The organism is Cellulomonas sp. NPDC055163 (assembly GCF_053607065.1).
Window position 1 is genome coordinate 61,791 of sequence record NZ_JBSGSU010000002.1, and the last position, 13,625, is coordinate 75,415.

Consider the following 13,625-nt stretch of genomic DNA (forward strand, 5'->3'; position numbering starts at 1 on the left):
GTGCGTCCTTCCCTCCCCCGCCCGGCCCTCGCCTCCCGCGCCACGACCCGGCGCGCCGCGACAGCTGCCGTCGCCGTCCCGCTCGCGCTGCTCGTCGCCGCGCCCTCGCTCGCCGCCGCTCGCGTGCCCACCGCGACCGACGGCGACGTCCAGGTCACCAACACCGAGACCGTGCAGGCCCGACTCGACGCCTCCGGCATGGTCCGCGAGGCGCGCGTCTACGAGCAGCTCACCTTCACCGGGACCGGCACGGCGAGCGTGGAGAACCCGGTGTCCGAGCGCGGCCTGCGCAACCTCGACGGGTTCGGCGGGTTCAGCGTGGAGGACGGCGCGCTGCGCACGTCCGTGGACGTCGACGGCGCGCAGCGGCTGCGCACCGTGAGCGACTTCGCGGGCGACCTCCCTCTCGGCGTCGACGTGACCTACCGGTTGGACGGCGAGGTCGTGACCCCGCGCGAGGTGCTCGGGCGCTCGGGCCTGCTCGAGGTCCGGTACACCGTGACGAACCTGACGGCGCGCGACGACGAGGTCGAGTTCGCCGACGGAGCGGGCGGCACGGGGTCGGGCACCGCGGAGACGGTCGTGCCGATGGTCGGGCAGCTCGTCACGACGCTGCCCTCGTCGTTCACCGCCGTCGCGTCGGAGCAGGCGAACATCTCCGGCGACGGCCGGGGCGGCACCCGCCTCACCTACCAGATGACCCTGTTCCCCCCGATCGGGTCGTCGAGCCTCGAGCTCGGCTACTCGGCCCGCATCTCGCTCGGCGTCGTCCCGCCGGCGACGATCACGGCGCTCCCGGTCTCGCCCCTGACGAGCGCGTCGTTCAAGGGCGGATCGGCGAGCTACGCGAGCGGCGCGCAGAGCGGCGTCGACCTGACGGCGGGCGCGCTCGAGATCGACGCGAACCTGCTGCGCCTGCACGACGGCGCCGCCGAGCTGCTCGCCGGGCTCGTGCAGCTGCGCGACGGGGCCGCCGAGCTGTCCGCCGGCCTGGTCGACGAGGCCGCGCCGGGCGCCGACACGCTCGCGGCCGGCCTCGACACGGCGCACGACGGCGCGGCCGAGCTCGCGGACGGCGCCCGCCGGCTCGACACCGGGGCGGAGCAGCTCGCCGACGGCGGCGCACGGCTCGACGCCGGGCTCGCGTCGGCGGGGGCCGCGGTCCCGCAGCTGCTCGGCGGGCTCACGCAGCTCGACGCAGGGCTCGTGAAGGTCGATGCCGGGCTCGCGCAGCTGTCGGGGTCGATCGGGCTGCTCCCCGAGAGCATGAAGCCGCTGCACGAGGGGGTCGCGAGCATCCGCGCGGCGGTCGGCGCCCCGGGAGCGACCGGCACGCTGGTCGACGGGGTCGACCAGGTGCGGGTCGGTCTCGGCGGCGCGGTGACCGGCCTGGGCAGCGTCCGCGCGGGAGCGGTCGGGGTGTCCGGCCTCGTCGGCACGGGCGCGGACCTGACGGCGACGGCCACGACCCTGCGGAGCACCGCGGCGGCGGTGCGGTCCGCGCACCCCGCAGAGGCGGACCGGCTCGTGGTCGAGGCGAGCGCGCTCGAGGACCGCGCCGTGAGCCTGGCGCGAGCAGCGGGCACCACCACCGCCGTGATCGCGGGCGTCGACGACCTGACGGCGCGCCTGCAGGCGGCGATCCCCGGCGTCGTCCGCGTCGAGTGCGGCCTCAGCGGCTCGTCGCTGCCCGGCACGTGCCCCGCGGGCGCCGCGAGCGTGACCGCCGGGCTCGCTCAGCTCGACGGCGGCATCGACCTGGTCGCCGCCGGGGTCGTCGGCAAGGTCCAGGGCGCGGTCGGCTCCCCGGCCGACGGCGCGACGACGCTGCGCGGCGGTGTCGGCGCGGCCCGCGCCGGCGTGGGGCAGCTCACGACCGGCGGGCGCACGCTCGCCGGCGGTCTCGGAGAGCTCGCGACGGGCGCCTCGACGCTGCACGGTGGCGCGACGACCCTCGCGCAGGGCACGGACCGCCTGTCCGGCGGCGCGGCAGCGCTCGCCGGAGGCACCGAGCGCCTCGCGTCCGGGGCCGACGAGCTCGCCGCGGGGATCGGTCGCGCCGCGGACGGCTCGGCCGAGCTCGCGGACGGGCTCGTCACCGCGGCGAACGGCGCACCCGCACTGGTCGACGGTGCGCAGCGCCTCTCGACCGACGGCACGTCTCTGCTCGTGGAGCGAGGCAAGGACACCGCGAGCGACTACGGCGTGAAGTACGCCGTCATCGAGGCGGGCGCCGAGCGGGCCGCGACCGAGGGCATGGCGTTCGGCGCGCCCGAGGGCGCCGCGGGCGCGACGGCGTACTCGCTCGAGATCGCGGGCGTCGACGGCGCGGGCGCGCGGAGCCTCGGCCGGGGCATCGCCGCGGTCGCGCTGTTCGCGATCGGGGCGGTCGTCGCCGGCCTGCTCGGGAGGCGCACCACCGGAGCCGCCTGAGCGGCCTGAGCCGCCCGGGTGCGCCCGGGCCCGAGACGCGCCCGGCACCGGGATCCCCCCTCCTCGTGCCGGGCGCTCGGCTGTTCGGACGTCGCTGCGCCGGGATCGGCGGGCCGGCTGCTGTGGCGCGGCGGTCCGGGCGCGGGGCACGCACCGGCGCCCGGGCGCGAGAGCGCCGGAGCGCCGGAGCGCCGGAGCAGCCTTCCCAGCCGGGCCGACGGCCCCTCGCACTCCTCACTCGCTGACAACGTTGTCTGCCGACGCTCGCGGCCAGTACGCTCGGACCATGACATCGATGTCAGACCCGCCCGACGAGACACTGCACCGGCGGACCCGCGCGACGATGCGCGACGTCGCCGCGCTCGCCGGGGTCGGCATCAAGACCGTCTCGCGGTGGGCCAACGGCGAGACCGGCGTCTCCGCCGCGACCGCGACACGCGTCGCCCGGGCCGCCACCGCGCTGCGGTTCCAGCCGGACCTCGTCGCGGGCAACCTGCGGCGGACCGGCGGGCGGTCGATGAGCCTGGGGCTGATCCTCGCGAGCGTCGACAACCCGTTCTGCGCCGCGATCCACCGCGCGGTCGAGGACGTCGCCGGCAGCCGCGGCGTCGCGGTGTTCTCGGCCAGCACCGACGAGGACCCCCGCCGGGAGCGCGCACTCGTCGCGGCCTTCACGTCGCGCCGCGTCGACGGCCTGATCCTCACCGCGACGGCGAGCGACCACCGCCACCTGCACGCCGCGATCGAGACGGGCACACCGGTCGTGCTCGTCGACCGGGCGCCGGGCGGGCTCGGCGCTGACGTCGTGGTCGTCGACAACGTCGAGGGCGCAGCAACCGCGACCGGGCACCTCGTCCGGCACGGGCACCGGCGCATCGCGCACCTCGGCGACCTCTCGGTCATCGTCACCGCACGCGAGCGGCACGACGGGCACCTGCGCGCCCTGCACGCCGCGGGCATCCCGCTCGACGACCGGCTCGTCGTCCCCGGGCTGCGCGGCGTCGAGGCGGCGCACGCCGCGACGCGTGCGCTGCTGACGTCCCCCGAGCCCCCGACCGCGCTGTTCACGAGCCAGAACCTCGTCACCATCGGCGCCATCCGGGCCCTGCGCGAGCTCGCCGCCCAGCACACCGTCGCCCTCGTCGGCTTCGACGACTTCGCCCTCGCCGACCTCGTCGACCCCGGCATCACCGTCGTCGCCCAGAACCCCGCCGACATCGGCCGCGCCGCCGCCGAACGCGTCTTCGCCCGACTCACCGACCCCGACCTCCCCCCCGAACGCATCGTCCTGCCCACCCGCCTCGTCGAACGCGGCTCCGGCGAGATCCCCCCACCCGAGGGCACGGGCACCGCCTGAACTCCCGTCGCGCGCGCCGACCCGTGGGCCTCGACGGAGGACGCGGGGCGCGGGATCGGTCAGCCCCACGACGCCTGCCTGCCGCGCCGCCCGCATGCGACGACTCCTGCGTGCGACGCCGCCCGCGGCACGGAGCACCGGTGACACCCGCCCGGGCGCCGCCGCCGGACCCCAGCGGCCCGGCGACGGCGCGGCGCGACGCGTCAGTCCAGCGGCTGCACCGTCAGGCTGCGGACCCGCGCCTGCCCTCCCTCGGCGAACAGGGCGACCCCGTCGCTCGTGAGCGCCGGGTAGACGAGGTCGGTGAGCGCGACCTCGCCGCCACCGCCGAGCACCTCGACCGACGACCGGTCGACGAGCACCCGGATCCGCACGCGCCCCTCGGGGGCGGGCAGCGGCGCGGCGTGCACGCCGGCGAAGGCCTCGTGGAAGCCGACGTCGCCCGACGCGGTGCGGTCGACGAACAGCCGCTCGCGGTGCACGTCGTACCCGATCACGGTCCGCTCGCCGGTCCCGGTCCGGACGTGCAGGCCGACGCGGTCGGCGCTGCCCACCTCGAGCTCCGCGTCGATCGCGAGGACGGTCCCACGCGCCTGCCGCGGGAGCGCCGTGACGCCCTCGCGGACCACCCTGTCGCGCAGCCGGTACGGCGCGACGCCCGAGGACGCGACCACGTCGGCGAGCTCACGGACGGGGGCCTGACTGAGCCGGAGCTCGCCACCGACGTCGCGCAGCGTGAGCTCGCGCGGGAACGTCATGGACCCGCGCCAGGTCCCGGTGGGCGTCGCGGAGGCGTACTCCCAGTTGTTCATCCACGCGACGGCGAGGCGGCGCCCGTCGGGCACGTTCTCGAAGGTCAGCGCCGCGTAGAAGTCCGTGCCGTGGTCGAGCCAGCGGTAGCGCTCGAGCATGCTGCGCGCCGGCACGTCCGAGAGCGTGACCTGGTCGGCGAGCACGTGGCCCCACCCGCCGCTCACGCTGTCGACGACGTGGAGCCGCGCCTGCCGCCCGGCGAGCTCGCGCACGTCCCACGCGACCCAGTCGAGCGCCTCGCTGTCCTGACCGGTCGCGCTGCGCACGACCTCGCCGTCCACGACGAGGTTCACGGTCGCCTCGGCCGCACGCGGACGCACGGGCGCGGCGGACGCGACGAAGGTGTCGGCCAGGATGTGGCCCCAGCCGCCGGTGGCCGCGTCGCGCACCTCGATGCGTGCCGTGCGTCCCTGGAGGTCGGCGAGGTCCCAGCTGACCCAGTCGAGGGTCCCGCTCTCGGAGCCGGAGGCGGTGCGCACCACGGCGCCGTCGACGAGCAGCCGCACCGCCGTCTCGGGCTGGGCGCCCCCGCCGACGAGGAAGCCGAGGTAGCGCTCGGTCACCGTGAGCTCGGGCGACGTCAGGGTGCCGGTGCCGGTGTCGGGCGGCACCGTGCAGTCGTCGGGCGTGGCGCTGCGGTACGAGCTCGCGAGCCCGCCGCCGAGGAACCCCGTCACGCCCGTCTGGCACGGCGCGTCGCCGGGTGTCGGGCCGGCGCCGAACGCGTCACCGGTCACCGTCCAGTCCCCGAAGCCGCCGCCCTCGAAGTCGGCCAGCACCGTCCCCTCGGGCGCGGAGCCGTCGCCGGTGCCGGGCCGGCGCGGGTGGTCGCCGCCGCCGACGAGCACGTTCACGTAGTCCTGGGTGAGCGTGAACGGCGGCGAGGTGAGCGTGCCCTGGGCGCGGTCGTGGTCGTGGTCGACGAAGCTGTTGACGAGCCCACCGCCGCGGAACCCGGTCACGGCCTGCTGGCCGGGCAGCGTCCCGGTCGCGGGCGCCGTGCCGAACGCCGCCCCCGTCGTGGACCAGCCCTCCCCGTACGCGCCGCCGTCGAAGCCGGCGAGCACGTCGCCGGGCGGGTCCTCGTCGCCGGTGACGACGGACTCGGACGTGAACCGCGTGCCGTCGAAGTCGCCGAGGAAGTACTGCGCGCCCGAGCCGCCCGCGATGGCCCCCGGGTTGAGGTTCACGACGAGGACCCAGCGCGACTCCCCCGGCCGACCCTCGACGGGGAGCTCGAACAGGTCGGGCATCTCCCAGACGCCGCCGACGGCGTTGGCCGGTCCGAAGTCGCTCAGGTGGCTCCACGAGAGCAGGTCGTCGGACCGGTAGAAGGCGATCGTCCGGTCGACCGCCATCGCGACGGCCATGACCCAGTACCCGCCCTCCTCGAACCAGAGGACGCGGGGGTCGCGGAACTCGCGCGACCCGAGGTCGAGCACGGGGTTGCCGGGGTGCCGGCTCCACGTCTCCCCGCGGTCGGTGCTGTACGCGACGGACTGTGCCTGGATGCCGGTCACGGGGTCCCAGCTCGTGTAGACGGCGACCACCGCGGGCTGCTCGGGCGTCCCGTAGCCGCTGGTGCCCCGCTCGTCGACCACGACCGAGCCCGAGAAGATGTGCTCGCGCTCGGTCCACGGGATCGCGACGGGTCGCTCCTCCCAGTGCACGAGGTCGGTGCTCACCGCGTGCCCCCAGGACATGTGGCCCCACTGGGTGCCCTCGGGGTTGTGCTGGAAGAACAGGTGGTACTCCCCGTCGTACCAGACGGGTCCGTTGGGGTCGTTGACCCAGTTCTCCTGCGGCGCGAAGTGCAGCTGCGGGCGGTAGGGGTCGACCGTCGCGGAGTACGGCGAGGCACCTGCTCGCCCGGGGAGCGGCGAGTCGGGCGCGGGCGAGGCGACGGCAGCGGCGGCGAGCGGTACGGACGACGTCAGGGCGAGCACCCCGCAGAGCAGGGCGTGCGTGCGTCTTCCCATGAGATCTCCTCGTCGAGACAGGGGGCGCGGCTCCGCGCGACGTGGTGGTCGTCCGGGCGCTGCGCAGTCTGACAACGTTGTCAGACCGTGGTCGATTCTCGATCGGCAGGACAACGTTGTCAACGCGACGCGGTGGCGGGCGCAGACGAGCCCCGCCCCCACGGGTGGGGACGGGGCTCGTCGACCTGGTGCGCGTTACTTCAGCAGTGCGAGGCGCGCCGGGTCGTCCGCGAAGACCTCCTGCGCGTTCTCCTTCGTCACGACGACCGGGTCGAGCTGGTACACGGCGACATCGGTCTTGCCGTTGTCGACCATCTCGTCGGCGTCGGGCAGGTCGTCGCCGGCCTGGAGGGCCTGGACGAGCTCGACCGTCTTGCCGACCAGGTCGGTCGTCGGCTTGGCGACCGTCGACCACTGCTCGTCGTTCCAGATCGAGACGATCGACTCGTTCTCGGCGTCGAGCCCCGTCACCACGGGAACCTTCTGGCCGGCCTGCTGCGCCGACGTGAGGATGGCGCGCGCGATGCCGTCGTTGGGCGAGAGCACGCCGTCGACCTCGGAACCGCTGTAGAAGCCGGAGAGCAGCGAGTCCATGCGGGCCTGGGCCTTCGCGTTGTCCCAGTCGGGCGTCGCAGCCTGCGTGAAGTCCGTCTGCCCGGAGGTGACGACGAGCGTGCCGTCGTCGATCTTCGGCTGCAGCACCGACATCGCGCCCTCGAAGAAGTTCGGGGCGTTCGGGTCGGCCGGGCCGCCGCCGAACAGCTCGATCGCGTACGGGGGCTCCCCGGCGCGGGCGGCGAGCCCGTCGAGCAGCGACTGGCCCTGCAGCTCGCCGGTGCGGATGCTGCCGAACTGGACGACGCCGTCGACGGCCTCGGTGTTCTCGATCAGGCGGTCGTAGCCGATCACCGCGATGCCGGCGTCGGCGGCGCGCTCGAGCACGCTGCCGAGCTGGGTGCCGTCCACGGGGCCGACGACGATGACCTCGGCGCCGCGCTCGATCATCGCCTCGATCTGCTGCTGCTGCTGGGTGACCTTGTTGTCGGCGGCCTGGACGAGCGGCTCGAAGCCGGCCTCGGCGAGCTGGTCGGTGAACATCGTCTCGGCCTCCTTCCAGTTCTGGGTGCCGAGCCACGGCAGCGAGACGCCGACGACGGCGTCCTCGGCGAAGCCCGCGCCCTCCTCGCCGCCCGCGGCCGTGCCCTCGCGGCCGCCGCCGCACGCGCTGAGGACGAGCGCGGAGGCCGTGGCCAGCGCCAGCACGTTCAGGGATGTCTTCTTCATCGGAGAGCTCCTTCTACGAGACGCCCCTCGTCGGGGTGCCGGGGGTGCCGGCGGGCATGACGGCCCGCAGGCCGGGGTGGGTGAGGCCTGGGTGTCGTGCGGGGTGGTGCCGTGCGCGTGGTGCCGTGCGGGGTGGTGCCGGTCAGGCCGACCCGCGTGGGCGGGTCCGGACGGGAGCGACCGGCTCGGCGTCCACCTCGGCCGCCACCGGCTCGACCGCACCGAGGTCCGGCATGACCGGACCGACGTCGGCGGGCCCGGCCGGGCCGCTCGGCGACTCCGGGATCGCCGGCGCGGGCGCGTTCTTGCGCCCGAACAGCAGGCCGGTGATGGAGGGCCGGCCCTGCTCCTTGTTGTAGACGTCGAACGCGACGGCGGCGAGGAGCACGAGACCCTTGATGACCTGCGTGCGGTCGGCCCCGACGCCCATGAGCATGAGGCCGCTGTTGAGGACCGCCATCACGAGGCCCCCGACGATCGACGCGAGCACCGTGCCGATGCCGCCCGAGACAGCGGCGCCGCCGATGAAGACCGCCGCGATCGCGTCGAGCTCCCACGCGGTGCCGTCGGAGGGGCCGGCGGACGTCGCACGACCGACGAACATGATCCCGGCGAGCGCCGCGAGGAAGGACATGTTGGTCATCACGAGGAAGTAGGTGCGCCTCGTGTTCACCCCGGAGAGGGCCGCCGCCGCGCGGTTGCCGCCGACCGCGTAGATGTGGCGGCCGAACGTCGTGCGCTGCGTGATGGTGTGGTAGATGATCACGAGCGCCACGAGGATGAGCCCGGGGACCGGGAACGACGTGCCGGGACGCCCGCTGCCGAACAGCCACGTCACGTAGGCGATGACGGCCGAGACGAGCACGATCCGGATGACCACGGGCCACAGCGGGACCGGGCCCTCCTCGTCCGAGGCGACGAGCCGGCGGTGCTTGCGCAGCTCGCCCCACGCGAAGGCGCCAATGCCGACGAGGCCGAGCAGCAGGGTCGAGTTGTTCATCTGCGTGACCGCCGGGCCCCACTCGGGCAGGTACCCCGAGCCGAGCACGCGCAGCTCGTCGGGCACGGGGACGCTGATGGACTGGCTCATCCAGATCAGGGCGCCGCGGAAGATCATCATGCCCGCGAGGGTCGTGATGAACCCGGGGATGCCGATCTTCGCGAGCCAGAACCCGTGCCACATGCCGATCAGCACGCCGACCGCGAGGCCGAGCAGGGTCGCGACCCACCACGACAGCCCCCAGTCCCGGGACGTCAGCGCGACCACCATGCCCACGAGCCCCGCGACCGACCCGACCGACAGGTCGATCTGGCCGATCACGATGACCATGACCATCCCGATCGCGAGGATCAGGACGTAGGCGTTCCCCGCGAGGAGGTTCTGGAAGTTGGACGGGGTGAGCATGCGCCCGCCCGACGCGATGTCGAACCCGACGAGCAGCGCGACGAGCGCGAACACCATCGTGAACTGGCGGTAGTCGCCGCCGAGGACCAGCTTGAGCTTCGTCATCGAGGTTTCTCTCTCTGGGCCGTCAGCGCGCGGGCGCCGAGGACGTGGTGGTCATCATCCGCATGAGCTGCTCCTGGTCGGCCTCGCGCGCGTCGACCACGCCCGTGACCCGGCCCTCGCAGATGGTGTAGATCCGGTCGCTGAGCCCGAGGAGCTCGGGCAGCTCGGAGGAGATCAGGACGACGGCCTTGCCCTCGTCGGCGAGCTGCTGGACCAGCCGGTAGATCTCGTACTTGGCGCCGACGTCGATGCCGCGCGTGGGCTCGTCGAGGATGAGGACGTCGGGGTCGGGGAACATCCACTTGGCCAGCACGACCTTCTGCTGGTTGCCCCCGGACAGGGTCGTGACGCCGGCGTCGACCGTCGCGGTCTTGATCCGCAGCGACTTCCGGTAGCGCTCGGCGACGGCGCGCTCCTTGTCGAAGTCGAGCAGCCCGCGCCGGACGATGGCCCGCAGGTTCGCGGAGATGGTCGTGCGCTTGATCGTGTCGAGCAGGTTGAGCCCGAGGTTCTTGCGGTCCTCGGGCACGTAGGCCAGGCCCTGCCGGATCGCCGAGGCGACGGTCGGCGTCTGCACCTCCCGGCCGCGCAGCAGGAGCTGCCCGGACAGGTACGTGCCGTAGCTGCGGCCGAAGATCGAGCGCGCGAGCTCGGTGCGGCCGGCGCCCATGAGCCCGGCGAACCCGACGATCTCCCCGGCCCGGACGTGGAACGCCGAGTCCTTGCAGATGAGCCGCCCAGGGACGACGGGGTGCTCGACGTTCCAGCCGCGGACCTCGAGCACGGTCTCCCCGATGGTCGGGGTGTGCTCGGGGTAGCGGTTCTCGATCGAGCGCCCGACCATCGCGCGGATGATGCGGTCCTCGTCGACGTGACCCGCCTCGACCTCGTAGGTCTCGACGGTCCGCCCGTCGCGGATCACGGTGACGGCGTCGGCGACCGCTGCGATCTCGTTGAGCTTGTGGGAGATCATGATCGACGTGATGCCGCGCGCCTTGAGGCCGCGCATGAGCCCGAGCAGGTTCTCCGAGTCGTCCTCGTTGAGCGCCGACGTGGGCTCGTCGAGGATCAGCAGCCGGACGTCCTTGGACAGCGCCTTGGCGATCTCGACGAGCTGCTGCTGGCCGACGCCCAGGTTCTTGATCGCGGTCCTGGGGTCGACCTGGAGGCCGACCCGTGCGAGCAGGTCGAGCGTGCGCCGGCGGGCGGCGTCCCAGTCGATGAGCCCGCGGCTGACGATCTCGTTGCCGAGGAAGATGTTCTCGACGATCGACAGCTCGGGGATGAGCGCGAGCTCCTGGTGGATGATGACGATGCCCGCGTGCTCGGAGGACTTGATGCCCGTGAAGGCGACCTCCTCGCCCTGGAAGACGACCTCGCCGCCGTAGGTCCCGTGCGGGTACACCCCGGACAGGATCTTCATGAGGGTCGACTTGCCGGCGCCGTTCTCCCCGCAGATCGCGTGGATGTCGCCGGCGCGGACCTGCATGGTCACGTCGTCGAGCGCCCGGACACCGGGGAACTCCTTGGTGATGTGCCGCATCTCGAGGATGACGCGTGCGTCGTCGTCCATCGTGGCCTCCCGGGCGCCGTGCGGTCGGGCGGCGGGGTGGTCCCACCCTGCCTCTGGTGTGGTCGGCGCCGCGGCGCTGACAACGTTGTCTAGGCCTTTGTACCCGCCGCTTCTCGTGCGGGTCAAGGCGCTCTGCCCCTTGGGGTGGTCACGACTTGACAACGTTGTCTCCGCCGACGTGCACGGCGACGGCGCGCCGCGGGCGACGGACCGGGCGTCCGTCCAGGTCAGCCCGGGGTCGCCCGACCGGCCGCACCGCCCCGGGCCGCCCGGAGGCGAAGCGCTAAGGTCACGTGCCATGACACGGACGTCCGGGAGCGCGAGCGGTCCGGTCGCGCACCGCCCGCGCGCCACGATGAAGGACGTCGCCGCGCTCGCCGGCGTGGGCATCAAGACCGTCTCACGGGTCGTCAACGGCGAGCCCGGCGTCTCCGCCGCGATGGCCGAGCGCGTCGCCCGCGCCGCCGAGGCCCTGAGCTTCCAGCCCGACCTCATCGCGGGCAACCTGCGGCGCTCGGGCCGGCGGTCCATGAGCCTCGGGCTCCTGCTCGCGAGCGTCGACAACCCGTTCTGCGCCGCGATCCACCGGGCCGTCGAGGACGTCGCCGAGGAGCGCCACGTCGCCGTCTTCTCCGCGAGCACCGACGAGGACCCGCGCCGCGAGCGTGCGCTCGTCGCCGCCTTCACCTCCCGCCGCGTCGACGGGCTCATCATCACCGCGACCGCGGGCGACCAGACGTACCTGCGCGCCGAGCTCGAGACCGGGACGCCCGTCGTCATGGTCGACCGGCCGCCCGTCGGCATCGACGTCGACAGCGTCGTGGTCGACAACGTCGCGGGTGCCGAGCTCGCCACCGCCCACCTCCTCGCGCAGGGGCACCACCGGATCGCGTTCCTCGGCGACCTCGGCCAGATCGCCACGGCGCGCCAGCGGCACGAGGGCTACCGCCGGGCGCTGCACGCCGCGGGCGTCCCGGCCGACGCGCGGCTCGAGGTCGGCGACCTGCACGACGCGGACGCCGCGCTCACCGCGACGCGTGCGCTGCTGACGTCCCCCGAGCCCCCGACCGCGCTGTTCACGAGCCAGAACCTCGTCACCATCGGCGCCATCCGCGCCCTGCGCGAGCTCGCCGCCCAGCACACCGTCGCCCTCGTCGGCTTCGACGACTTCGCCCTCGCCGACCTCGTCGACCCCGGCATCACCGTCGTCGCCCAGAGCCCCGCCGACATCGGCCGCGCCGCCGCCGAACGCGTCTTCGCCCGACTCACCGACCCCGACCTCCCCCCCGAACGCATCGTCCTGCCCACCCGCCTCGTCGAACGCGGCTCCGGCGAGATCCCCCCACCCCAGGGCACGGGCACCGCCCGCCGCCCCACCCGCACGCTCGAGACGGCCGACACGGGGAGCTGAGCATGAGCGCGACCGAGGTCCTGCACGCGGGAGACGCGGAGCTGCACGTCGCCCTGCTCGGCGCGACGCCGTTGCGGTGGCTCGTCCCGCACCACGGCGCGCCGTGGGACCTGCTCGACGGCTACCGCGACGACGCGGAGCTCGCGGCGCAGAACGGGGTCCGGAACGGGATCATGGCGCCGTTCTGCAACCGGGTCGCGGACGCGCGCTACACGTTCGACGGCGTCGAGCACGACCTCGCGCCGGGCGCCACGGACCGCGTCGTCTACCACGGGCTCGTCCGGACCCTGCCGTTCACGGTCGTCGAGCGCACCGACGTCGCGCAGGCCGGTGACGAGTCGCACGCCTCGCTGCGGCTGCGCTGCACGGCGCTCGCCGACTCCCCCGCCGTCGGCTACCCGTTCCCGGTGGTCGTCGAGGTGACGTACACGCTCGGTCCGCGCACGCTCACCGTCGAGATCACCGGGCACAACGTGGGGGACGTCGCGGCGCCGTACGCGAGCGGCTGGCACCCGTACTTCCGGCTGCCCGGCACGGCGGGGGTCGACGGCCTCGACCTGGACCTCCCGGCGTCGGTCGCGGTGCGGACCGACGCCGCGCTCCTCCCGCTGCCCGGCCCGGACGCGTTCGCGCAGGTCGGCGCGCCGTCGTGGCACCCGCTGGGCGACGCCGTGCTCGACGCGGCGTTCGACGGGCTCGACCCCGCGCTCCCCGCCGCCGTGCACGACCCCGCGACGGGTGCACGCCTCCTCGTCCGGCAGGACCGCGGGCTCGTGCACGTGTTCACGGGCGACACGCTCGCGCGCGACCGGCGCGCGTCGCTCGCGGTCGAGCCGGTCGAGGTCATGACCGACGCGTTCAACCGGCCCGACCAGGCCGCGGCGGTCCGCCTCGAGCCGGGCGAGCGGCGGTCCTTCGGGTTCACCGTCGAGCTGGTGCCGGGCCCCCGCTAGGAGCTCGCGACCGGGCCTGGTGACCGCGCGCGGCACACCGGGTCGCCGGTCCAGGACAGGCGTGCAGGTCAGCCGCGGGGCGCGCGCCCGACGTCCGCGAGGCGCCCGGACGCTGGTTCATGAGAACTCGATGAGAGTCCCTCCGCACCCTTGTCGAGCCTTCGGGTCCGGTGTTAGGTGGGTCACATCCGGTCGCTCGCGACCGCCTGACAGGGGGACGAGGACACCGCGCCTCCACCGCGCCGAGACGTCCGGCGCCGACCATCCGCATCATGCCTGCCGACACCGTCGTCGGCCGGCGCGATCGTCACG

At 74.3% G+C, this 13,625-nt stretch carries 8 protein-coding genes; 4 read left to right on the forward strand and 4 right to left on the reverse strand.

Translation table 11 applies throughout. From position 1 onward, the window contains the following. Complete coding sequence (locus tag ACWFNE_RS04060; RefSeq protein ID WP_452121187.1) at positions 1-2,433, forward strand: hypothetical protein; 2,433 nt, start codon at positions 1-3, stop codon at positions 2,431-2,433. A gap of 286 nt (positions 2,434-2,719) precedes the next feature. Further along, positions 2,720-3,790: a LacI family DNA-binding transcriptional regulator gene (locus tag ACWFNE_RS04065; RefSeq protein ID WP_452121188.1), complete on the forward strand. Its 1,071-nt coding sequence runs from the start codon at positions 2,720-2,722 to the stop codon at positions 3,788-3,790. Between the two features lie 203 nt (positions 3,791-3,993). Here the strand turns inward: ACWFNE_RS04065 and ACWFNE_RS04070 are convergent, their stop codons facing one another. The 4 genes from ACWFNE_RS04070 to mmsA form a co-directional block, all read right to left on the reverse strand. Continuing rightward, positions 3,994-6,582 carry a GH32 C-terminal domain-containing protein gene (locus ACWFNE_RS04070; RefSeq protein ID WP_452121189.1) on the reverse strand — a complete coding sequence of 863 codons (2,589 nt, stop codon included), beginning with the start codon at positions 6,580-6,582 and terminating at the stop codon, positions 3,994-3,996. A gap of 195 nt (positions 6,583-6,777) precedes the next feature. Then, entirely contained in the window at positions 6,778-7,866 is a 1,089-nt protein-coding gene (locus tag ACWFNE_RS04075) for a substrate-binding domain-containing protein (RefSeq protein ID WP_452121190.1), read from the reverse strand. Between the two features lie 142 nt (positions 7,867-8,008). Continuing rightward, complete coding sequence (locus tag ACWFNE_RS04080) at positions 8,009-9,376, reverse strand: sugar ABC transporter permease (RefSeq protein ID WP_452121191.1); 1,368 nt, start codon at positions 9,374-9,376, stop codon at positions 8,009-8,011. 22 nt (positions 9,377-9,398) lie between these two features. Beyond that, positions 9,399-10,949, reverse strand: a complete 1,551-nt coding sequence (gene mmsA, locus ACWFNE_RS04085) for a multiple monosaccharide ABC transporter ATP-binding protein (RefSeq protein ID WP_452121192.1) — start codon at positions 10,947-10,949, stop codon at positions 9,399-9,401. Between the two features lie 298 nt (positions 10,950-11,247). Here mmsA and ACWFNE_RS04090 point away from each other — a divergent pair, with 298 nt between their 5' ends. Both ACWFNE_RS04090 and ACWFNE_RS04095 read left to right on the forward strand, forming a co-directional pair. Next, positions 11,248-12,360, forward strand: a complete 1,113-nt coding sequence (locus ACWFNE_RS04090) for a LacI family DNA-binding transcriptional regulator (protein WP_452121193.1) — start codon at positions 11,248-11,250, stop codon at positions 12,358-12,360. 2 nt (positions 12,361-12,362) lie between these two features. Next, positions 12,363-13,313 carry an aldose epimerase family protein gene (locus ACWFNE_RS04095; RefSeq protein WP_452121194.1) on the forward strand — a complete coding sequence of 317 codons (951 nt, stop codon included), beginning with the start codon at positions 12,363-12,365 and terminating at the stop codon, positions 13,311-13,313. Positions 13,314-13,625 lie beyond the last annotated feature (312 nt).

What these genes read in the sequence shown, in the direction of transcription:
- ACWFNE_RS04090 (WP_452121193.1), top strand. Translation starts at nt 11,248, where the DNA reads ATGACACGGACGTCCGGGAGCGCGAGCGGTCCGGTCGCGCACCGCCCG.
- ACWFNE_RS04065 (WP_452121188.1), top strand. Translation starts at nt 2,720, where the DNA reads ATGACATCGATGTCAGACCCGCCCGACGAGACACTGCACCGGCGGACC.
- mmsA (WP_452121192.1), bottom strand. Translation starts at nt 10,949, where the DNA reads ATGGACGACGACGCACGCGTCATCCTCGAGATGCGGCACATCACCAAG.
- ACWFNE_RS04075 (WP_452121190.1), bottom strand. Translation starts at nt 7,866, where the DNA reads ATGAAGAAGACATCCCTGAACGTGCTGGCGCTGGCCACGGCCTCCGCG.
- ACWFNE_RS04070 (WP_452121189.1), bottom strand. Translation starts at nt 6,582, where the DNA reads ATGGGAAGACGCACGCACGCCCTGCTCTGCGGGGTGCTCGCCCTGACG.
- ACWFNE_RS04080 (WP_452121191.1), bottom strand. Translation starts at nt 9,376, where the DNA reads ATGACGAAGCTCAAGCTGGTCCTCGGCGGCGACTACCGCCAGTTCACG.
- ACWFNE_RS04095 (WP_452121194.1), top strand. Translation starts at nt 12,363, where the DNA reads ATGAGCGCGACCGAGGTCCTGCACGCGGGAGACGCGGAGCTGCACGTC.